Here is a 20,974-nt window from a genome sequence, read left to right as displayed (position 1 = left end):
CCTTAGTGGAAAAAGACGTAGGCAACAAAGACGGCCGTGACCACGCCAGCGAAATCGGCGATGAGGCCGGCCGTGATGGCATAGCGTGTCTTGCGGATGCCGACGGAACCGAAGTACAGGGCCACGATATAGAAGGTGGTGTCGGCCGAGCCCTGGAAGACGCAGGCCAGGCGGCCGACAAACGAGTCGACGCCGTAGGTATTCATGGCGTCGATCATCATGGCTTTCGAGCCGGAACCGCTGAGCGGCTTCATCATGGCTGTCGGCAAGGCCGGCACGAAGTCCGTATTGATGCCCAGGTTGGCAAAGAACCAGTTCATGCCACTCATCAGGAAATTGAACACGCCCGCATTGCGGATCACGCTGATGGCCACCAGCATGCCGACCAGATAGGGAATCACGGTAATCGAGGTCTGGATGCCGCCTTTCGCCCCCTCGATGAAGGCGTCATACACGTTCACCTTCTTGCGCAGGGCGCCGATGATGAAGATGGCAATGACGCTGATCAACACCAGGTTGCTGACCACTTTCGAGACCAGCTCGATTTCCTGTTTCGTCAGGTATTGCGTGAAGTACCAGATCATGGCCACGATGGCGCTCGTCATGCCGCCCATCCAGCTCAGGACGACGCGGTTGAGCAGGTTGATGCGTTGCTTGATGGATACCGTGATGATGCCGACCACGGTGGCCACATAGGTGGCGATCATGCAGGGGATGAAGATGTCGGACGGATCGGCTGCGCCGAGGATGGAGCGCTGCGCCATGATGGCCAGCGGAATCAGGGTCAGGCCCGAGGTGTGCAGCACCAAAAACATGATTTGCGCATTCGTCGCCTCTTCCTTGTTCGGGTTCAGGGTTTGCAGGCTTTCCATGGCTTTTAAACCGAACGGCGTGGCGGCATTGTCCAGGCCCAGCAGATTGGCCGAGAAATTCATCACCATGTGGCCCGTGGCCGGGTGGTCTTTCGGAATTTCCGGAAAGATGCGCGAAAAGAAGGGCGCGATCACTTTCGCCAGCCAGCCGACGATGCCGGCCTTTTCGCCGATATTCATGATCCCCAGCCACAAGGTCATCACACCCGCCAGCGGCAGAGCGATATCCATCACGCCCATGCGTGCCGTTTCGAACGTGCCATCGATGATGCGCTTGAAGATATCGGTATCGCCGAGAAACAGCCACTGCAGCACTGCGGCCAGGAAGCCAACGAGGAAAAAGCCGGACCAGATGTAATTAAGTGCCATATGCGATCAGTTCTGTGTGTCGGGGGTGAAAAATGTCTGCAAACAAAGTATAGGGGCAGCCCGATACGAGTTGATGAAAGAATGCAGCAATCGCATGCCAAAAAGTTATAAGCTGGCAGCCTGTTTTCATTGGCGCCCCGTCGCTTGCCCGCGTAGTGTGGGGGATGCCTGTCGCTTATCGCTGTTCGTTACCCTTGTCTGCACTGGATCACTGATGATGTTTTTCCGCAAAACCGCCTGCGCCGCCGGCCTGGCCCTGTTGACGCTTTTCACTGCGCCAGCGCATGCCGCCACCGATGCCCGCGCGAACAAAACCTTGCACTTGTTTTTGAGCACCAGCGAGACGGGCCTGGACCCGGCCGTGGCGTCGGACCTGGCCAGCCTGAATTTGATGGAAAACATTTTTGACCCTTTGCTGCGCTACGACTACCTGGCGCGTCCGGTGCAGCTGCAGGGCAATACGGCGCGCGGCATGCCCACCGTGGAAGATGGCGGGCGCACGTATACCTTTCACCTGCAGCCCGGTATTTACTTCACCCCCGATCCCGCTTTCAAGGGCCAGCCGCGCGAAGTGACGGCGCAGGATTTTGTGTACAGCCTGACGCGCCTGTATGACCCCGGTCTGAAGTCGCCGTGGCTGTTTTTGTTGGAAGACAAGCTGGTGGGTGATGCGGCCCTGAAAGCCAAATTCAGCTACGACACGCCGATCGCCGGCTTGCAGGCGCTGGACAAATACACCTTGCGCATCCGCCTCAACGCCGTCGATCCGAACTTCCTGTTTTACCTGGCCATGCCGGCGACAGCTGTGGTGGCGCGCGAAGTGGCCGAAGCGTACCCGGCGGCAGGGCAGATCGGTAATCACCCCGTGGGCACGGGGCCGTTCCTCGTCAAGGAATGGAAGCGCAGCGACAAGATCGTGCTGCAGGCCAATCCGACTTTCCGTCCCACCGTGTTCCATACCGAGGCCAAGGCGCTGGCCGCCTTGCCACTTGACGCGCGCGCCATCGCCAGCGCGCTGGAAGGCAAGCAATTACCGCTGGTCGAGCGCATCGAAGTGCGCATCGTCGAGGAGTATCAATCGCGCATGCTGGGTTTCCTGAAAGGCGAATTCGATTACCTGGAGCAAGTGCCGGAATCGATGACGGACATGGTGCTGGAAAACGGTGCCCTGAAACCGGCGCTGGCCGCCAAGGGCTTGCAACTGACGCGCTTTCCCGTGCTGCAAACGTATTACATGTGGATGAATATGGACGACCCCGTGCTGGGCGGTACGAGCAAGGACAAGCTGGCCCTGCGGCGCGCCATCGCCCTTAGCTACAACAGCCGCGAAGACATCGCGCTGCTGAAAAAGGGCCTGGCCTTGCCGGCGCAATCGCCGCTGCCGCCGAATGTGCTCGGTTACGACAAGGCGTACCGCAGCCCCGTCGGCTACGACCCGGTGCTGGCGCGCGCCTTGCTGGACCGTTTTGGCTACAAGGTGGGCGTCGATGGTTTCCGCACGCAGCCGGACGGCACGCCCTTGATCTTGAGCATGCATACGGAGCCGAGCACGGTGGGCCGGCTGCGCGATGAGTTGTGGCGGCGCAACCTGAACGCCATCGGCCTGCGCGTGGCATTTAAAAGCGACAAGAAGACGGAAATCATCAAGGCGTCGCGCCTGGGCAAGGTGCAGATGTTCGAGACCAACTGGATCGCCGACTTTCCCGATGGCGATAACTTTATGCAATTGTTGTATGGCGGCAACGTTGGCCGCGCCAACTATGCCCGCTTCAACTTGCCCGATTACAATAAACGCTATGAGGAGGCGCGCCTGCTATCCGATACGCCGCGCCGACGCAGTCTGTACTTCGACCTGTTTCAGCTGATCCACGCTTACACGCCGTGGGTGTTGCTGACGCATCCCATCTCTGCCGACCTGCAGCAACCGTGGCTAAAAAACTACAGGCGCCACCCCGTGGAATTCACGTCCTGGCGCTATCTGGACGTCGATCCCGCCAAGGGCCGCCCCGCAGGCAAGTGACCACGTCGCGGAAAAGGGCATTCATTCCAAAAAGTTATGGTTGGGAAAGCATTTTTCATTGGCTGGGCCCGGATGCATCGCGCTACTCTGAAAATGAAAACAAATAAAGTCATGCGCAAATGTCATAAAAAAATGTACTGCGAGACAGACGTTGCGACATATCTAACAGCCTGACTTGAGAACTCAAGTTTCGATTGCCCAACAAGGAGAAGACCTGTGAAATTGAAGAAGCTAGCGCAGTTGGTGGCATTGATGGGGGTAGTGGGGCCGGTGATGGCACAGGAAGCGGTGCCGCCAGCGATGCAACGGGTCGAAGTGACGGGCAGCAGCATCAAGCGGGTGGCCAAGGAAGGCGCGCTGCCGGTGCAAGTCATCAGCTTTGAGCAGATGGAAAAACAGGGCATCACGACGGCTGAGCAACTGGTGCGCACCCTGTCGGCGAATGGCACGGGGGCCGAAAACATGACTTCGGGCAATAACGTGTTTGGCGCCGATGCGGACCGTCTGGCTGGCGGCGCCTCGTTCGCCTCGCTGCGAGGCCTGGGACCGGGCGCGACTCTGGTGCTGCTGAATGGCCGCCGCGTCGCCACGCATGGCGCCAGTGGCCGCGCGGTCGACTTGAACTCCATTCCGCTCGGGGCAATCTCGCGCGTGGAAATCCTCAAGGATGGCGCTTCGGCCATCTACGGCACGGACGCCATCGGCGGCGTGATCAATTTCATTCTGAAAACCAATTACAGCGGCGTGGAAGCCTCCGTTTCCACCAACGACACGCAGGCCGGTGGCGGCGCCACGCGCCGCGCTTCCATCCTGGCCGGCACGGGCTCGCTGGAAGAGGATGGCTACAACCTCATGGCCAGCCTGACCGTCGACAAGGCGCAGCGCCTGAACGGCAGCGACCGCTCCTTCGTCAACGGCTACCAGCCGGGCCGGGGGCTGTCGCCGGACACCACGGGAACGCCGTTTGCCAACCAGATGGCGGGGGCCGGCACGGCATTGGGCACCGCGTTCCAGCTGCCTGGCGACCCGAATCAATACCTGCAAGCCAATCCCCTGAGCTTCCAGGGCAAGTGCGACAGCGTCGCCGGCATGTCGCAATACCAGACGGCACTGTGGAAAGACGTGACGTCACCGTTGCGCACCAAGTATTCGTGCGCTTACGACTATGGCGCCGACTATGTGCTGCAATTCCCTGTTGAGCGGGCCAATTTCCTGTCGCGCGGCACCTTCAAGCTGGCGCCCGACCACCGCATGTTTGTCGAAGCGCTCGGTTCGCGCACCAAGGCCACGGCGATTTTGACGCCGATGCAGGTGCAGACGAGCATTGCCAACAAGGCCGTCTACCCCGTGGGCGGCGCGTATTACCAGGATTTGTCGGCCTACATCCCGTCGTTCGACAAGACCAAGCCGATTGCCTACAAATGGCGCGCGAATGACGTGGGCAACCGCACGCAGGAAAACACCACCGACAATGCGCGCGTACTGCTGGGTTTTGAAGGCAACTTCGGCAAGTGGGATTACAAAACCGGCGTTTCCTACGCACAGAGCACCACCAAGACCAAGCTGACCGATGGCTATTCCTACACGGACAAGTTGTACGCGGCCCTGGGGACCGGGATCATCAATCCGTGGGTGGGTGCGGGCCAGAGCCAGACGGAAGCGGCCAGGCAATTGATCGAATCGACCAAGTTCCGTGGCGCCTTCCAGCATGGCAAGACGACTCTCACCCAGATCGATGGCGCCGTTTCGGGCGAACTGTTCCAACTGCCGGCTGGCGCCGTGGCGATGGCGGCCGGTTTTGACTTGCGCCGCGAAGGCTACAGTTTCGCACAGGATGTCGATGCCAACCTGATTCTGTTGGCGCCAGGAAATGCCGCATTGAAGGATGTCAGCCGCAACGTCAAGGCCGTGTATGCCGAGTTGCTGGTACCCATCATGAAAGACCTGGAAATGCAGCTGGCCGTGCGCCGTGACGATTACAGCCAGGTGGGCGCCACCACGAATCCGAAGATTGCCTTGCGTTACCAGCCGGCCGACTTCGTCCTGTTCCGCGCCTCGGCCAGCAAGGGTTTCCTGGCACCGAGTTTCGACCAGCTCTATTCGGGCGTATTGACGCAGGAATTGCCGAATGGTGTGAAAGATCAGGAAGGCTGTATCAAGTATCCCGGCGTGAAGGAATATTGCAGCATCGATCGTCTCAGCTACACGACGGGCGGCAACCTGAACCTGAAGCCTGAGACGTCGAAGCAGGGCAGCGTCGGCATCGTCATCGAGCCGGTGAAAGGCTACTCCGCCTCGTTCGATTACTGGGCCATCAATACCCAGGACCAGCTCCTGAAACGCACGCCGCAAGTCGTGCTGGCCAATTACCAGGCGCTGAACCAGTATATTTTCCGCAAGGCCGATGGCACCATCGACTACGTACAGGCGGGCTGGTTCAATGCGGGCGGCAGCCGCGTGCGCGGCCTCGACGTGAGCTTGCGCGGCGAAGGCAAGGTTGGCGATGCGAAATGGACGGCGACCCTGGACGGCACGTATATGGACAGCTTCAAGTTTGCCGAATACAAGGGGCAAGAATACAAGGAGCTGGTGGGCAATTTCTACACGCGTGATTTGTACTTGCGCTGGAAACACAATGCCAGCTTCGGTGTCTCGCGCGGCGACTGGAGCGGCTTGCTGGTCCAGAGTTTTGCTTCCGGCTACAAGGACCAGGTACCGAATGACGGCAAGGGCACGCCGCCACCGGGCTTCAAGGCCGATGTGTCCAGCTACACCACGTATAACTTGTCGGGCACGTACACGGGCTTCAAGAATACCACCTTGACCCTGGGCATCCAGAACCTGTTCGACCGCGATCCACCGTTCACCGCGCACAACGTGGATGAAGTGGTGGGCGCCGGCTGGGATCCGCGCGTGGCCGACCCGCGTGGCCGCGCCTTCACTTTCCAGCTGAAGTACAAGTTCCTGTAAGGCAGCGCTGCCGGCGGCGATCCTGTCGGCATGCTAACCTCGTGCGGCGGCGCCTGGCGTCGCCGTTTTTTATTTCAGGAAAGGGCCGCATGTCCAGTCAGACCAATCTCAGCCGGCGCCGCTTCGGCGGCTTGCTGGCCGCCACCTTAGGGGCGGCAGGCACACCGGCATGGGCGGCGGCCGCGCAAGGGGAGGGCAAACGCATGCAACAGCAACACGCATTGATCAAACCGGCGCGCCTGCGCGACGGCGACCTGGTCGCCATCATCGCACCGGGCGGCTTTACGGATGAGGACGCCATCTCCAAGGCTCAGCGCAATATCGAATCGCTGGGCTTGCGCGCCAGCCTGGGCGCCAACATCCGCGCCGTGCACGGTAACTATGCGGGCACGGTGCAGCAGCGTCTCGACGACCTGCACGCGGCGTTCCGCGACCCGGACGTCAAGGCGATCTGGGCCATCCGTGGCGGCTCCGGCTGCATTTCGCTGCTGGCGCTGCTCGACTATGCCTTGATCCGCGCCAACCCGAAAGTGCTGATCGGCTATTCCGACATCACGGCCCTGCACCTGGCCATCGGCCGCCAGACGGGCCTGGTGACGTTTCACGGCCCTGTGGCGTCGTCCACGTTTTCCGAGTACACGGTGACGCAGCTGCAAAACGTGCTGATGACGCCGCAAGATAGCTACACGATCCCCATGGCGCTGGAGAATCACCGCCGCGCGCAGACGCAGCCGAATTTCGCCATCCGCACCGTGCGTGGCGGCCAGGCGACGGGACGCTTGACGGGCGGCAACCTGTGCATGGTCAGCGCGCTGGCCGGCACGCCGTATGCGGCTGATTTCCGCGAACACATCCTTTTCCTCGAAGAAATCAATGAAGTGCCGTATCGCATCGACAGGATGTTATGCCAGCTCGACCTGTCCGTGGGGTTCAACAAGGCGGCGGCCTTGATGCTGGGCATTTTCGAGCATTGCGAGGCGGCCGAGGGCGACACTGCGCTGAGCCTCGATGCAACTCTGGACCAGCATTTGCAGCCTTTACGCGTGCCGGCCGTCAGCGGCTACTCGTTTGGCCACATCCGCCACCAGTTCACGCTACCGATGGGCATCTTGGCGACCCTGGATGCGGACCGGCAAACCTTGACCTTGCGGGAGCCGGCCGTCTGCTAGCGCACGGTGCAGCAGGGCGATTGTCAGTATGCTAGTGTGATAAGGCGTGGCACAAGGCCGCGCCGACTTCTTCACCGCACCCGACATGATCAACCGCCACGCCAGTACCTACATCCTCAGCCATCCGCTGGCCTTCGCGCTGCAGGTGCTGAAGGGTTTTCGCGCCAACCAGGGCTTGCTGCTGGCGGGCGCCGTCGCGTACTACTCGCTGCTGTCCATCGTGCCCCTGCTGATGCTGGTGGTGGTGGCCCTGTCGCACGTGATCGCGCAGGACGAATTGCTGCAAACAATCGGCCATTACCTGGAATGGCTGGTGCCGGGACAATCGAAGGCCATCGTGGGCGAGATCGCGCATTTTCTCGACAACCGGGGCGTGATCGGCTGGCTGCTGCTGCTGACCATGCTGTTTTTCAGCTCGCTGGCGTTTACCGTGCTGGAAAACGCCATGAGCGTGATTTTCATTCACCGCGTCGCCATCCGCCGCCGCCATTTCCTCATTTCCGCCGTGCTGCCGTACTGCTACATCCTGTGCCTGGGCGTGGGCATCTTGCTCATTACCCTGGTGGCGGGCGGCTTGCAGGTGATGGGCGAGGAAAGCGTGCGCTTCTTGCGCCACGACTGGGGCCTGGAAGGCGTGTCCGGCGTGCTGCTGTATCTGTTGGGGCTGGGCGGCGAAATCCTCGTGCTCAGCTCGATTTACCTGGTCATGCCCGTGGGGCGCTTGTCGATTACGCATGCGCTGATCGGCGGCGTGACGGCGGCCCTGCTGTGGGAAATCGCCCGCCATGTACTGGTCTGGTATTTTTCCACCTTGTCGCAGGTCAACGTCGTGTATGGCTCGATGACGACGGCCATCGTCGTCATGTTCAGCCTGGAAATCGGCGCCACCCTGCTGCTGCTGGGCGCGCAGGTGATTTCCGAATATGAAAGAGTGGCGCGTGGCGGCGAAGAGGACAAGCCGCTGGCGCTAAGGACTTGATTTAAAAAGGTTGTTGCGTCGCACAAAAGGCTGTGCTATACTCCGTTCAGTGATTGAGATTTGGCAGCAAATCATCTCACCATCCAGTTTCAGCGCGGCGACCGACAGGTGTAATGTCGATGGCGTGACAGAGCGAAGAGTGGATTTTGTAATTCCGGATACGATGGTCGATTTACACCTTGGAGTCACCATGCAGATAGCATGGGAGTCCGAAAATCAGGAGGCACTTTGCAGATAGCACTGGCGTCCATGACACGATTAAAGCATTGGTAATACATTGGAACGAAGCCTACCCTGAGTAGGCTTTTTTTTCGTCTATTGAAAACCCAAGGGCGTAACCCCGGGGTCGTACCCTGCAGGGTACGACCCCAGTATCTGCAGTTGGGCTTACAACGCCCGTGCAATCAAAATTTTCTGGATATCGCTCGTGCCCTCATAAATCTGGCACACGCGCACGTCGCGGTAGATGCGTTCGACGGGGAAGTCGGATACATAACCGTAGCCGCCGTGCACCTGGATCGCGTCCGAGCATACTTTTTCCGCCATTTCCGACGCAAACAGCTTGGCCATGGCCGCTTCCTTCAGGCAGGGCAAGCCCGCATCCTTCATCGACGCCGCGTGGCGGATCAGCTGGCGCGCCGCTTCGATTTGCGTGGCCATGTCGGCCAGGCGGAATTGCACGGCCTGGTGTTCATAGATGGCTTTACCGAAACTTTCGCGCTCGCGTGCATATAGCAAGGCCGCCTCATACGCGGCGCGCGCCATGCCCACGGCTTGCGAAGCGATGCCGATGCGTCCGCCTTCCAGGCCGGACAGGGCGATCTTGTAGCCTTGTCCTTCTTCGCCGATTAAATTTTCCGCCGGGATGCGGCAATTGTCGAACAGGATTTGCGCCGTGTCCGACGAATGCTGACCCATCTTCTGTTCCAGTCCCGCCACGATGTAGCCAGGTGTGTTCGTCGGCACCCAGAAGGCGCTGATGCCGCGCTTGCCGGCCGCCTTGTCGGTGACAGCCATGACGATGGCCACGTCTGCATACTTGCCGCTGGTAATGAATTGTTTCGTACCGTTGATGACGTACTCGTTGCCGTCGCGCGTGGCCGTGGTGCGCAGGGCCGAGGCGTCGCTGCCCGTGTGCGGTTCCGTCAGGCAAAATGCCCCCAGCATGGCGCCTTGTGCCAGCGGGCGCAGCCATTGCTCCTTTTGCGCATCGTTGGCGTACATCATGGCGATGCTGCACACGGGGCAATTATTCACGGAAATGATGGTCGACGTGCCGCCATCCCCGGCAGCGATTTCTTCCAGCACCAGGGCCAGCGACACGTAGTCGAGGCCGGCGCCACCGAGCGCTTCCGGCACGGCCACGCCAAAGGCGCCCAGCGCGGCCAGTTCCTGCAATTCTTCCTTGGGGAAATGATGTTCCTTGTCCCAGCGGGCCGCATTGGGCGCCAGGCGCTCGCGCGAAAAACTGCGCAGCGCTTCCTGGATCATCGATTGTTCTTCATTGAGTATCATGGACGTCGTCTCGTATATTTTTATAGTGGATGCGGGAATTACCAGGCGATGGGCTTGCCATCGTAATTGCGGAACACGGCCTTGTCCGTAACCGGCAGGCTGGCCAGCGTGGCGCGGATGCCGGCAGCGCTTTCCTCGGGCGAAATATCGGCGCCGGTACCGCCCATGTCCGTGCGCACCCAGCCCGGGTGGAAGGCCACGCAGCTGACGCCTTGCGGGCCATGCACGAGGCTAGTATCGATCAGCACGGAATTCAAGGCGGCCTTGCTGGCGCGGTACAGCGAACCGCTGGGGTTGCCCCGTTCGCTCAGGGAGCCCATGTGCGAGGACAGCACGGCGAGTTTCCCTTTTGCAGACGCCACCAGCGGCGCCAGGATCGGCAGCAGCCGCATGGCTGCCAGCACGTTCGTGTGCATGACGGCATCGAAATCTTCTTGCGTGGGGGAACCGTCGTGACGCGGGCCATACACGCCCGCGTTGAGGATGGCGACGTCGAGCTTTTCATCGTCGAGCTTCCAGCCCAGGGCTGCGCAGCCTTCCACATCCGTCACGTCGAGCTGATGCGCTTCCGCGCCCAGTTGCGCAAGGGCATCGCAGGCGTCCGGCGTGCGCGCCGTGGCGATGACACGCCAGCCAGCGTGGCGGTATTGACGGACGATTGCGTGGCCGATGCCGCGCGAGGCGCCGATGATCAATGCGGTAGGCATGTCTTTCTCCCTGAGTAATGAATGAAAAGGCGCGCAGCAAACGTGTTCATGCCGCGCGCGCCTGTCGTCAACAGAGCAGCTTATACCAGTTCGATCGCCATCGCCGTCGCTTCGCCGCCGCCGATGCACAGGGCCGCCACGCCGCGCTTGCCGCCGGTTTTCTTCAAGGCGCCCAGCAGGGTGACGATGATGCGCGCGCCCGAGGCGCCGATCGGGTGGCCCAGCGCGCACGCGCCGCCGTGGATGTTGATCTTGCTGTGTGGAATGTCGAGGTCGTGCATGGCGGCCATCGGCACGGCGGCGAACGCTTCATTGATTTCGAACAAGTCGACGTTGCTGCTGCTCCAGCCCGTTTTCGCGTACAGCTTTTTGATGGCGCCGATAGGAGCCGTGGTGAACTCGTTCGGCGCCTGCGCGTGCGTGGCGTGGCCGTGGATTGTTGCGATGACGGTGCAGCCGAGTTTTTTCGCCGTCGATTCGCGCATCAGCACCAGAGCTGCCGCGCCATCGTTGATCGACGAAGACGAGGCGGCCGTGATGGTACCGTCTTTCTTGAACGCCGCTTTCAAGGTAGGGATTTTTTCCAGGCGGGCCTTTTGCGGGCCTTCATCGATGCTGACGATGGTGTCGCCGCCGCGGCCGGAGACGGTCACGGGCACGATTTCCCATTCGAAACTGCCATCCTTGGTGGCCGCTTGCGCGCGTTTCACCGATTCGATGGCAAACGCATCCTGCGCTTCGCGCGTGAAGCTGTACTGGCTGGCGCACTCTTCGGCAAACGTGCCCATCGAGCGGGCATTGCCTTTTTCATCGCGGCTGTAGGCGTCTTCCAGGCCATCCATCATCATGTGGTCATAGATCATGCCGTGGCCGATGCGGTAGCCGCCACGCGCCTTCGGCACCAGGTAAGGGGCGTTGGTCATCGATTCCATGCCGCCTGCCACCACCACGTCGGCGCTGCCGGCGAGCAAGGTGTCATGCGCGAACATGGTCGTCTGCATGGCCGAGCCGCACATTTTCGACAGGGTCACGGCACCTGTGGAGTCCGGCAAGCCAGCCTTGCGCAAGGCTTGGCGCGCGGGCGCCTGGCCCTGGCCGGCCATCAGGCAATTGCCGAAAAACACGTGTTCAACGGCATCCGGCGCCACGCCGGACCGTTCGACGGCGGCGCGGATGGCCACGGCGCCCAGGTCGCTGGCGGTGACGTTGGCAAAATCGCCCTGAAAGGCGCCCATGGGGGTGCGCGCGGCACCGACGATTACGACTGGATCATGCATGTTGGATCTCCGGTTGGGGGGTGGGAAGGTGCTTGCTTACAAAAACGCAGGTGCTGCGGATACGGGAAGACGTCCTCGATATGGCCGTCTTCGATGCGCTGCTTGCGCGCCTGCCAGTATTGCGCCGTCAGCAGGTCGGCATGGTGCTGCATGAAATAGGTGCGGATGCGTGGATTGCCGAGCAGGAAGGTGCCGAATTGTTCGGGAAACACATCGTGCTTGCCGATGGGATACCACGGTTCGGCCGACATTTCTTCCTCCTCCGTGCGCGCCTGGGGAATGACGCGGAACTGGCAATCGGTGATGTACTCGATTTCATCGTAATCGTAAAAAACGACACGTTGATGACGGGTCACGCCAAAGTTTTTATACAGCATGTCGCCAGGAAAAATATTCGCCGCCACCAATTCCTTGATGGCATTGCCGTACTCGATGATGGCGTGTTCCACCAGGTCAGCGCGGCCTTCCTTTTCGGCATTGCTCAGCCACATGTTCAGCGGCACCATGCGCCGCTCGATGTACAGGTGGCGGATGATGATCTGCTCCTGGTCTTCTTCGATCAGCGAGGGGGCGAACTGCTTCAGCTCGGCCAGCAGTTCCGCAGAAAAGCGGGCGCGGGGAAAGGCCACGTTGGAATACTCGAGCGTGTCGGCCATGCGGCCCACGCGGTCGTGGTGTTTCACCAGCAAGTACTTTTGCTGGACTTGCGCGCGCGTGGTTTCCTTGGGCGGCGGGAAAAAATCCTTGATCACCTTGAAGACATACGGAAACGACGGCAGGGCAAACACCAGCATCACCAGGCCGCGGATGCCGGGCGCGCTTTCAAAGTGGTCCGATGAGTGTTTCAGATGCTGCAGGTAGTCGCGGTAAAACAGCGTCTTGCCCTGTTTTTGCAGGCCCAGTATCGTATAAATTTCGCTGCGCGGTTTGCGTGGCAGCAAGCTGCGCAGGAATTGCACATAGGCCGACGGCACTTCCATATCGACCAGAAAATAGGCGCGTGTAAACGAAAACAGCACGGCAATCTGCTGATGCTCGAACAGCACCGTGTCGAGCACCAGTTTGCCATGGCGGTTGTGAAGGATGGGCACGACAAACGGATATTCTCGGTTGCCGTTGATACCCTTGCCGACCAGGTAGGCGCCCTTGTTGCGGTAGAACAAACTGGTCAAGACCTGGAGCTGGTGGTTAGGCTCGATCCGGTCGCCGCCGAACAGCTGCTGCAATCGCGCTTCCACCTGGGCCACGTCACGCTCCAGGTCGGCAAATGCGCAGTCCAGCTGGAAGTTGCTCAGCAAGCGCAGCAAGGTGAGGCGCAAGCCATCCTTGCCCGGGTAATACACACGGTAGGTGGGCACCGGGTCTTGCGTCTCGATGTATTCCGTGGAAACGACGGGACGCACGAAAATATAGTCGTTATTGAAATAAGTGCGGTGCAGGATGTTGCAGCAGACGGAATTGAAGAAGGTTTCCGCCAGTTCTGGCTGCTTGTGTTCCGTCAGCATGCCGATGTAGTGCAGCTTGAGTTCGCGCCACACTTCGTCGTTCAACTCCGACTCTTCGTACTCATCTTCGAGCATTTGCACGCATTCCTGCACGCGCTTGTCATAAAAGTCGATGCGTTCGCGGGCCGCCGTCTGTGCCTCGCTCCAGGCGCCTTGCTCGAAATACCGCTTGGCGTGCTGGCTCGTTTCACGGAACAGACGGTAATGCTTGTCAAAACCATCGCGGATGGTGCGCGCGATATCGAATGCAATCTGGGAAGAAAGCAATTTGGGGAAGGCAATGTGCGTCATAGTTGTGCTCGCATGAATGGCGCATCACCCAGTCGATAACCGCGCGCCCGTGCTTACTTGGTTTCCGCAAACAGTTCGCGGCCGATCAGCATGCGGCGGATTTCGCTGGTCCCGGCGCCGATTTCGTACAGCTTGGCATCGCGCCACAGGCGGCCGGCCGGATACTCGTTGATGTAGCCGTTGCCGCCCAGGGCCTGGATCGCTTCGCCCGCCATCCAGGTCGCCTTCTCCGCACTATACAGAATGGCACCGGCCGCATCCTTGCGCAACTGGCGCACGGCTTCCGGCGTGGTGGCGCGGTCGCAAGCCTGGCCCACGGCATACACATAGGCCTTGCACGCCATCATGGTCGAGTACATGTCGGCCAGTTTGCCTTGCATCAATTGGAATTCGCCGATGGCCTGGCCGAATTGCTTGCGGTCATGTACGTAAGGCACGACCAGATCCATGCAGGCCTGCATGATGCCCAGCGGACCGCCGGACAGCACGGTGCGCTCGAAGTCGAGGCCCGACATCAGCACGTTGACGCCCTTGCCCAGACCGCCCAGCACGTTTTCGGCCGGCACTTCGCAATCCTGGAATACCAGTTCGCCCGTGTGCGAGCCACGCATGCCCAGCTTGTCGAGCTTTTGCGCGATGGAAAAGCCCTTGAAATTCTTTTCGATCAGGAACGCCGTCATGCCGCGCGCGCCCGCTTCCAGGTCGTTTTTCGCGTACACCACCAGCACGTCCGCATCGGGACCATTGGTGATCCACATCTTGGTGCCGTTCAAGACCCAGCGGTCGCCCTTGAAGTCGGCGCGCAGCTTCATGCTGACGACGTCCGAGCCCGCGTTCGGCTCCGACATGGCCAGCGCACCGATATGCTCGCCCGTGATCAGTTTCGGCAGGTACTTCGCCTTTTGCTCGGCCGTGCCGTTGCGCTTGATCTGGTTCACGCACAGGTTCGAGTGGGCACCATAGGACAGGCCGACGGAGGCCGAGGCGCGCGAGATTTCTTCCATGGCGATGATGTGCGCCAGATAGCCCATGCCGGCGCCGCCGTATTCTTCACTGACGGTGATGCCGAGCAAGCCCATGTCGCCCATCTTGCGCCACAGATCCATGGGGAACTGGTCGGTGCGGTCGATTTCGGCCGCGCGCGGCGCGATTTCGGCGGCGGCAAATTGTTGGATCGCTACTCTGAGCGATGCGATGTCGTCGCCGTGGTCAAAGGTCAAGCCTGGGAGATGGAGCATGTCGTCCTCGTCGTTATAAGTGTGGCGGTCATGGGTGCCGGGTCAGTGAAGCTATGATACTCAGTTGTGACGTTTACGTAAACGTAAAGTGAGACGCGTCAAGCGCGCATGGCAAGCGCCACCGCATCGATGTCTAGTTGGTTTGCGCCTCATCCAGGTTCAAGTCCGCCAGCATGTGCGCGCACGCGTCTTCATGCGCGCTGATTTCCGCCAGCGCCATTTCGATATCGATGCGCTGCTGTTCCAGCGTCTGCCGGTGCTGCGCCAGCACGCCCAGGAAACGGTCCATTTGCGCGCGCGTGTCCTTCGGCGACTCGTACATGTCGACCAGGCTCTTGATCTCCGACAACGCCAGGCCCAGGCGCTTGCCGCGCAGCGTCAGTTTGAGGCGGGTGCGGTCGCGTGGCGTGTAGACGCGGCTGCGTCCGCCTGCGCCTTCGCGCTTCGGACTGAGCAAGCCCTGGTCTTCATAGAAACGGATGGCGCGTGCCGTGATGTCGAATTCCCGCGCCAGTTCGGTAATGGTATAGGTCGTCATTGCTGCGGGCGGTGTCGGTTGCATGGGTGATCGGTCGATAGATGGGTGCTGCCGGGCAGATGGTGGCAAAGTGCCGTTTACGTCAACGTCAATACTATTGTAGCGTGCCCTGCCCGTGCTGCAACAAAGAAAAAAACGTGTGTGGAGAGGGAAATTTGGTGAATAAGACAACAGTTACTGAAAATAAATTGATTCTTCTTGCGCAAACACGCTTAAGATCGAGAGTTGGTGGCCAAGATGACACCAAAAAGAGCTTTCCTGGCATAACGGCGACATTCTTTTCGCTGCGATGGCAGTAAAATTTTTTGGGCAGTAGGCACGATCAAAAAACAACGTTTCACTATGAGCACGTTGTATTGGTTATTTCCATATTGAAAACAGAATGGCCCTTCTGAAAACTTTGTCTACAAGAAATTGTATGACATGGGCATTGCGTGTATCGGTGGAGCAGGGCATTATCCGATACCGTACGTTGTAATGCCAAACCGAGGCTTTGAATCGTGCTGCAGTGCGAAAATCAAGGCCAGCCGCGAATTTGAACCGAAGCCACACAGAATCACAAGAGAAAATTTGGACCGCTTTTGCACCTGAAAAGCCTGGCCGGAGTGTTAATTGTTAATTTATACTCTTTTCAAATGTAACAATCTGTATGGTCATTCAAGAAACTGACTTTCATGTTACAACATGAAATAGTACACCTATGAATTCTTCTAACGAACGCGAAAGCTTCAGCCAACGACTTCAGTTGGCTCTCAAAAACGCCCATTACTCTCCAGACAGCCCGACCAGACTGGCCCGGGAATTCAACATCCGTTTCGACGGACGCCCGATTACCGTGCATGCAGCTAGGAAATGGTTAGTAGGTGAAGCAATTCCCACGCAAGAGAAATTGCGCATGATTGCCCAATGGTTGGGCGTTCCGGCGGAATGGTTGCGGTTTGGCGGCCCGGAAAGCGCCACGCCGAATGGCGAAGCGGGCAGCGCTTTATCGCGTTTTGAGTCTGCCGATGTGAAATTAATTGCCGATTTGCAAAGATTGGATGAACATCATCGTCAAATCGCGCGTGAATTTATTCGCATGCTGGTCAGAGTCAACTACCAAAAGTAAGCATTCAGACCCTCCCCGGCCGGCGCCGTCCGCTTTTCGCTGGCGGTGCTCTCCCTGTCCTTTTATTTGCGCAGCGTCATACTGGAGACATGATTTTGCCGCACAATAAGACCTCGCATGTTGCGCTGCAGCGGAATTATTTGACAATAATCCCGTACGCAGCGGCGCGGCAGCCAATACCAGCGCATAATCACAGCAGAAGCAGCCAGTTCATCCACTACGGAGCCGAGCATTTGAGCCGTCTTATGAAAAGTAACTACAGCAATACCGCGCAGCTGAAGGACTTGATGACCGTGCCTCCCATGACTGCCGCGCAACATGCGGAAGTGATGCGCAAACGGATCGCCCACCGCAGGATGGTTGAAGAAGCCAGGGATTTAAAGCAGGCCAGTGCCCATCAGTTCGACAAGCGCTGAGTGGTGGATGCCTGAGCTAAGCTACTGCGCGTCGGCATAGGCGGTCTGCGATGCTCACCGTACTACAGTACGGTTGCGCTTCTCGACCACCTCTTCCTTCCGCTCGCTACGCTTTTGTCAGGTATCGTGACGTGTGTAGTTTTTCAGTTTGTTGCTGATGGATCTGGGATTTTCAAACCATGCCACCGCGGCGCCAGGGCGTGCTCGATGCCGAGCAGGTCGATGACGCGTGCCACCGTATGGTCGACCATCTCCGCGATGCTCTGCGGGTGGTGATAAAAACTGGGTAATGGCGGGAAGATGATGCCGCCCATTTCGGTCACGGCCGTCATATTGCGCAGGTGCGCCAGGTTGAACGGCGTTTCGCGCACCATCAGAATCAGGCGCCGGCGCTCCTTGAGCACCACATCGGCGGCCCGCGTAATCAAGTTATCCGACAAGCCATGCGCCACGGCCGCCAGCGTCTTCATCGAGCACGGCGCGACGACCATGCCATCCGATTGAAACGAGCCGCTGGCGATCGACGCGCCGATATCGCGCAGCTTGTGCACCACGTGCGCCTGCGCTTCGATGTCCTTGCGCCCCACGCCCGTTTCCTGGTGCAGGGTCAGTACGGCCGCATCCGACAAGACCAGATGCGTTTCGACGCCAGGGATGGCGACCAGCAATTGCAACAGCCGCAAGCCATACACGGCGCCTGTGGCGCCCGTGATGGCGATGACGATACGGCGCGGCCGCGCAAGCTGGCTATCAGGCATCGATCAGGGTTTTCAGTTCGCCCGATTCAAACATTTCATTCATGATATCGGAACCACCGATGAACTCGCCTTTCACATACAGCTGCGGAATGGTCGGCCAGTTCGAATAATCCTTGATGCCCTGGCGCACTTCCGGGTCATCCAGCACGTTGACGGTAGCGATGTTTTCCACGCCGCAGGCCTTCAGGATCTGGATGGCGCGGCCGGAAAAGCCGCACTGTGGAAATTGGGCGGTGCCTTTCATGAACAGCACGACCGGCGTGCTCGTCACGGTTTCTTTGATCCAGGTTTGTACGTCGCTCATAGCTGCCTCTGATGGGTAAATAAATAGATGCCGTCATTTTATAAGAAAACGACGGCACGGGTATGCGCTCAAGTCATAAATCGGGCAAGTCAGCCACGTTGGGGCTTATAAGGTCTTGCCCAGGCAGATCGATTGTGCCGCGCCCACGTATTTACCCCAGGCAATGACTGGTGCATAGCCGTGTTTGGCATAAAACGCCACGGCGCGGCCATTTGCCACGCGGGTGGACAGGTGCAGGGCATGGTAGTGATGCTGGCACGCCTGCGCCTCTACATGGGCCACCAGGGCTGAGCCCACGCCGGCTGAGCCCGGGCGCGCATACATGCGCTTGAGCTCGCCTATGGTGCTTTCCGCTTCGCCCAGCGGCCGCAGGGCGGCGCAGCCCAGCAGTTCTCCAGCGCCATCGCGCGCCAGGTAAAAGCCGCCGCGCGGCGTTGCCGCTTCGACATCGAAGGAAGAACGGCCACTGTCGCCATTGATGCGCAGCAGCACGTCCGACAATTCGTCGAGCAATAACTGCGCCCCGGCACTGGCGGCGTCTACCGCCAGGATGACGAGGTCATGCCTGTCGGCCATGGGCTTAGCCGCGCAGCTTGGCGAACGCGGCGGCCATGCTGCCGGCCGGCTCGGGCGCATTGCGCGACTGCGACTGGTGCTGCGCCATGCTGCGGCGGTCGTTGCGGTCGCCCTTTTGCTCGGGCTTGCTGCCCGCCTGTGGCGCGCTGTCCGTCAGGCGCATGGTCAGCGCGATGCGTTTGCGCTTTTCATCGACTTCCAGCACTTTCACGCGCACCACTTGTCCCGCTTTGACCACCGTGTGCGGGTCTTTCACAAACGTGCTCGACAGGGCCGAGATGTGCACCAGGCCATCCTGGTGCACGCCGATATCGACGAAGGCGCCAAAGGCGGCCACGTTGGTGACCACGCCCTCGAGAATCATGTCCGGGCGCAAGTCGCGGATTTCTTCCACGCCTTCCTTGAAGGTGGCCGTGGTGAATTCGGGGCGCGGGTCGCGGCCCGGCTTTTCCAGTTCCTTCAAAATATCGGTAATGGTTGGCACGCCAAACGTTTCATCCGCATACTTTGCCGGGCTGAGGGTTTTCAGCAGCGCCGTTTCGCCGATGACGGCCTGGATATCCTTCTTGATGTCCGCCAAAATCTTTTCCACCAGCGGGTACGATTCCGGGTGGACGGCCGAAGCGTCCAGGGGATTCTCGCCGCCCATCACGCGCAAGAAGCCGGCTGCCTGTTCGAACGTTTTATCGCCCAGGCGCGGCACGGCTTTCAAGGCCGCGCGCGAGGTGAATGCGCCCTTCATGTCGCGGTAGCTGACGATGCTTTGCGCCACGCTGGCCGACAGGCCGGACACGCGCGCCAGCAGGGGAGCGGACGCGGTATTGACGTCCACGCCCACGGCGTTCACGCAATCTTCCACCACGGCATCGAGCGAGCGGGCCAGCTGGCTTTGGCTCACATCGTGCTGGTACTGGCCCACGCCGATCGATTTCGGGTCGATTTTCACCAGTTCGGCCAGCGGGTCTTGCAGGCGGCGCGCGATCGACACAGCACCGCGCAGGGACACATCCATGTCCGGCAATTCCTTGGAGGCGAATTCGGATGCCGAATACACCGACGCGCCCGCTTCCGAGACGACGATCTTCGTCATCTTCGCTTCCGGGTGCTGCTTGATCAGGTCCTGCGCCAGTTTATCGGTCTCGCGCGAAGCGGTGCCGTTGCCGATCGAGATCAGCGACACATTGTGCTTGGCGGCCAGACGGCCCAGCGTGTGCAAGGAGCCATCCCAGTCGTTTTTCGGCTGGTGCGGGTAGATCACGGCCGTGTCGACGACTTTACCGGTGGCGTCGACCACGGCGACCTTGACGCCCGTGCGCAGGCCGGGATCGAGGCCCATGGTGGCACGCTGGCCGGCCGGTGCGGCCAGCAGCAGCGCTTTCAAATTGGTGGCGAAGACGTTGATGGCGTCGAGTTCCGAGCGTTCGCGCAGTGCGCCCATCAGTTCCGTTTCCAGGTGCATGAAGCTTTTCACGCGCCAGGTCCAGCGCGCCGTATCAAGCAACCATTTGTCGGCCGGGCGGCCTTGTTGCTTGATGCCGAAGCGGACGGCGATGCGGCCTTCGCACGGATTGTGCGGCGCATCCCATTTCGGTTTTTCCGCTTCCGTGTCCAGGCGCAGGGTGACGTCGAGGATGCCTTCGCGGCGGCCACGCAGCAGGGCCAGTGCGCGGTGCGAGGGGACTGTGGAAATGGTTTCCGAGTAGTCGAAATAATCGGCGAATTTTTCGCCTTCATCCTGCTTGCCTGCCACCACTTTCGATTCGACGATGCCGTGCTCTTGCACGTATTCGCGCAAGGATTGCAGCAAGGTCGCGTCTTCGGCGAAACGCTCCATCAAAATCTGGCGCGCGCCGTCGAGGGCCGCCTTGGTGTCCGCCACGCCCGGATTATTCCCGTCGGCACTGGTAAACGCGTCGCGCAGGAACTTGCCCGCTTCCATTTCTGGCGTCAGTTCCGGATTGTCCAGCAAACAGTCGGCCAGCGGCATCAAGCCCGCTTCGATGGCGATCTGCGCCTTCGTGCGGCGCTTTTGCTTGTAGGGCAGGTACAAATCTTCCAGGCGCGTTTTGTCTTCCGCGTGCATGACGGCGTCGAGCAGCTCGGGCGTCATCTTGTTCTGTTCCGTGATCGAGGCCACGATGGCGGCACGCCGCTCTTCCAGTTCGCGCAGGTAGCGCAAGCGCTCTTCGAGCAGGCGCAGCTGGATATCGTCGAGGCCGCCGGTCGCTTCCTTGCGGTAACGGGCGATGAAGGGCACGGTGGCGCCTTCGTCGAGCAGTTCGATGGCGGCGGCAACCTGCACCGGTTTGGCGGCAAGTTCAAGGGCAAGGCGTTGTTCGATAGTGGGCAGCATGGTTGTTTC

Annotated in this window: 17 protein-coding genes; 6 read left to right on the top strand and 11 right to left on the bottom strand. The window is 60.0% G+C overall.

Annotation, left to right across the window (positions count from 1 at the left end; genetic code table 11):
* Positions 1 to 2: 2 nt before the first annotated feature.
* Entirely contained in the window at positions 3 to 1,241 is a 1,239-nt protein-coding gene (locus CNX70_RS00830) for a spore maturation protein (protein WP_096232693.1), read from the bottom strand.
* A gap of 217 nt (positions 1,242 to 1,458) precedes the next feature.
* Between CNX70_RS00830 and CNX70_RS00825 the strand changes: the two genes are divergently transcribed.
* The 4 genes from CNX70_RS00825 (at position 1,459) to CNX70_RS00810 (ending at position 8,379) form a co-directional block, all read left to right on the top strand.
* Positions 1,459 to 3,261, top strand: coding sequence for an ABC transporter substrate-binding protein (locus tag CNX70_RS00825; protein WP_096238211.1), 1,803 nt, complete (start codon positions 1,459 to 1,461; stop codon positions 3,259 to 3,261).
* Between the two features lie 216 nt (positions 3,262 to 3,477).
* Positions 3,478 to 6,231 (top strand): TonB-dependent receptor, encoded by a 2,754-nt coding sequence (locus tag CNX70_RS00820; protein WP_096232691.1) that lies wholly within the window; start codon positions 3,478 to 3,480, stop codon positions 6,229 to 6,231.
* Between the two features lie 89 nt (positions 6,232 to 6,320).
* The gene (locus tag CNX70_RS00815) at positions 6,321 to 7,400 is read left to right on the top strand and encodes a S66 peptidase family protein (protein ID WP_096232689.1); all 1,080 of its coding nucleotides are present in this window, start codon (positions 6,321 to 6,323) and stop codon (positions 7,398 to 7,400) included.
* A gap of 85 nt (positions 7,401 to 7,485) precedes the next feature.
* Positions 7,486 to 8,379, top strand: a complete 894-nt coding sequence (locus CNX70_RS00810) for a YihY/virulence factor BrkB family protein (RefSeq protein ID WP_096238210.1) — start codon at positions 7,486 to 7,488, stop codon at positions 8,377 to 8,379.
* Between the two features lie 387 nt (positions 8,380 to 8,766).
* On the opposite strand, the gene CNX70_RS00805 is transcribed toward CNX70_RS00810, so the two are convergent.
* From CNX70_RS00805 to CNX70_RS00780, 6 genes are all read right to left on the bottom strand, one after another.
* Positions 8,767 to 9,894: an acyl-CoA dehydrogenase family protein gene (locus CNX70_RS00805; RefSeq protein WP_096232687.1), complete on the bottom strand. Its 1,128-nt coding sequence runs from the start codon at positions 9,892 to 9,894 to the stop codon at positions 8,767 to 8,769.
* A 38-nt stretch (positions 9,895 to 9,932) separates the two neighbouring features.
* On the bottom strand, positions 9,933 to 10,601 hold the full coding sequence (locus CNX70_RS00800; protein ID WP_096232685.1) for an SDR family oxidoreductase: 669 nt from the start codon (positions 10,599 to 10,601) through the stop codon (positions 9,933 to 9,935).
* Between the two features lie 80 nt (positions 10,602 to 10,681).
* Positions 10,682 to 11,878, bottom strand: a complete 1,197-nt coding sequence (locus CNX70_RS00795; RefSeq protein WP_096232683.1) for an acetyl-CoA C-acyltransferase — start codon at positions 11,876 to 11,878, stop codon at positions 10,682 to 10,684.
* The gene (aceK, locus tag CNX70_RS00790; protein ID WP_096232681.1) at positions 11,860 to 13,674 is read right to left on the bottom strand and encodes a bifunctional isocitrate dehydrogenase kinase/phosphatase; all 1,815 of its coding nucleotides are present in this window, start codon (positions 13,672 to 13,674) and stop codon (positions 11,860 to 11,862) included. Before aceK ends, CNX70_RS00795 begins: the two co-directional genes overlap by 19 nt.
* A gap of 53 nt (positions 13,675 to 13,727) precedes the next feature.
* Complete coding sequence (locus tag CNX70_RS00785) at positions 13,728 to 14,912, bottom strand: isovaleryl-CoA dehydrogenase (RefSeq protein ID WP_096232679.1); 1,185 nt, start codon at positions 14,910 to 14,912, stop codon at positions 13,728 to 13,730.
* A 133-nt stretch (positions 14,913 to 15,045) separates the two neighbouring features.
* Entirely contained in the window at positions 15,046 to 15,450 is a 405-nt protein-coding gene (locus CNX70_RS00780) for a MerR family transcriptional regulator (protein ID WP_096232677.1), read from the bottom strand.
* A 700-nt stretch (positions 15,451 to 16,150) separates the two neighbouring features.
* Between CNX70_RS00780 and CNX70_RS00775 the strand changes: the two genes are divergently transcribed.
* The gene (locus tag CNX70_RS00775; RefSeq protein ID WP_034753756.1) at positions 16,151 to 16,558 is read left to right on the top strand and encodes a hypothetical protein; all 408 of its coding nucleotides are present in this window, start codon (positions 16,151 to 16,153) and stop codon (positions 16,556 to 16,558) included.
* Between the two features lie 89 nt (positions 16,559 to 16,647).
* Positions 16,648 to 16,974: a hypothetical protein gene (locus tag CNX70_RS00770; protein WP_096232675.1), complete on the top strand. Its 327-nt coding sequence runs from the start codon at positions 16,648 to 16,650 to the stop codon at positions 16,972 to 16,974.
* Positions 16,975 to 17,117: 143 nt separating this feature from the next.
* Here the strand turns inward: CNX70_RS00770 and CNX70_RS00765 are convergent, their stop codons facing one another.
* The 4 genes from CNX70_RS00765 to CNX70_RS00750 all read right to left on the bottom strand — a co-directional run bounded on the left by CNX70_RS00765 (position 17,118) and on the right by CNX70_RS00750 (position 20,965).
* Positions 17,118 to 17,732, bottom strand: coding sequence for a UbiX family flavin prenyltransferase (locus tag CNX70_RS00765; RefSeq protein WP_096232673.1), 615 nt, complete (start codon positions 17,730 to 17,732; stop codon positions 17,118 to 17,120).
* Positions 17,725 to 18,036, bottom strand: coding sequence for a Grx4 family monothiol glutaredoxin (grxD, locus tag CNX70_RS00760; protein WP_071074969.1), 312 nt, complete (start codon positions 18,034 to 18,036; stop codon positions 17,725 to 17,727). Before grxD ends, CNX70_RS00765 begins: the two co-directional genes overlap by 8 nt.
* Positions 18,037 to 18,141: 105 nt before the next feature.
* Positions 18,142 to 18,612 carry a GNAT family N-acetyltransferase gene (locus CNX70_RS00755; RefSeq protein ID WP_096232671.1) on the bottom strand — a complete coding sequence of 157 codons (471 nt, stop codon included), beginning with the start codon at positions 18,610 to 18,612 and terminating at the stop codon, positions 18,142 to 18,144.
* Between the two features lie 4 nt (positions 18,613 to 18,616).
* Positions 18,617 to 20,965, bottom strand: a complete 2,349-nt coding sequence (locus CNX70_RS00750; protein ID WP_096232669.1) for a Tex family protein — start codon at positions 20,963 to 20,965, stop codon at positions 18,617 to 18,619.
* Positions 20,966 to 20,974: the final 9 nt, after the last annotated feature.

Source organism: Janthinobacterium svalbardense, assembly GCF_002327145.1.
Lineage (GTDB): Bacteria > Pseudomonadota > Gammaproteobacteria > Burkholderiales > Burkholderiaceae_D > Janthinobacterium > Janthinobacterium tructae.
This window is presented reverse-complemented; position numbering and strand designations above follow the sequence as displayed.

Bases quoted from the DNA above. Each gene is read 5' to 3' on its own strand.
- aceK (WP_096232681.1), bottom strand. From the start codon at position 13,674: ATGACGCACATTGCCTTCCCCAAATTGCTTTCTTCCCAGATTGCATTC.
- CNX70_RS00815 (WP_096232689.1), top strand. From the start codon at position 6,321: ATGTCCAGTCAGACCAATCTCAGCCGGCGCCGCTTCGGCGGCTTGCTG.
- CNX70_RS00800 (WP_096232685.1), bottom strand. From the start codon at position 10,601: ATGCCTACCGCATTGATCATCGGCGCCTCGCGCGGCATCGGCCACGCA.
- CNX70_RS00780 (WP_096232677.1), bottom strand. From the start codon at position 15,450: ATGACGACCTATACCATTACCGAACTGGCGCGGGAATTCGACATCACG.
- CNX70_RS00755 (WP_096232671.1), bottom strand. From the start codon at position 18,612: ATGGCCGACAGGCATGACCTCGTCATCCTGGCGGTAGACGCCGCCAGT.
- CNX70_RS00785 (WP_096232679.1), bottom strand. From the start codon at position 14,912: ATGCTCCATCTCCCAGGCTTGACCTTTGACCACGGCGACGACATCGCA.
- CNX70_RS00750 (WP_096232669.1), bottom strand. From the start codon at position 20,965: ATGCTGCCCACTATCGAACAACGCCTTGCCCTTGAACTTGCCGCCAAA.
- CNX70_RS00765 (WP_096232673.1), bottom strand. From the start codon at position 17,732: ATGCCTGATAGCCAGCTTGCGCGGCCGCGCCGTATCGTCATCGCCATC.
- CNX70_RS00810 (WP_096238210.1), top strand. From the start codon at position 7,486: ATGATCAACCGCCACGCCAGTACCTACATCCTCAGCCATCCGCTGGCC.
- CNX70_RS00805 (WP_096232687.1), bottom strand. From the start codon at position 9,894: ATGATACTCAATGAAGAACAATCGATGATCCAGGAAGCGCTGCGCAGT.
- CNX70_RS00795 (WP_096232683.1), bottom strand. From the start codon at position 11,878: ATGCATGATCCAGTCGTAATCGTCGGTGCCGCGCGCACCCCCATGGGC.
- CNX70_RS00830 (WP_096232693.1), bottom strand. From the start codon at position 1,241: ATGGCACTTAATTACATCTGGTCCGGCTTTTTCCTCGTTGGCTTCCTG.
- CNX70_RS00770 (WP_096232675.1), top strand. From the start codon at position 16,648: ATGATTTTGCCGCACAATAAGACCTCGCATGTTGCGCTGCAGCGGAAT.
- CNX70_RS00775 (WP_034753756.1), top strand. From the start codon at position 16,151: ATGAATTCTTCTAACGAACGCGAAAGCTTCAGCCAACGACTTCAGTTG.
- grxD (WP_071074969.1), bottom strand. From the start codon at position 18,036: ATGAGCGACGTACAAACCTGGATCAAAGAAACCGTGACGAGCACGCCG.
- CNX70_RS00825 (WP_096238211.1), top strand. From the start codon at position 1,459: ATGTTTTTCCGCAAAACCGCCTGCGCCGCCGGCCTGGCCCTGTTGACG.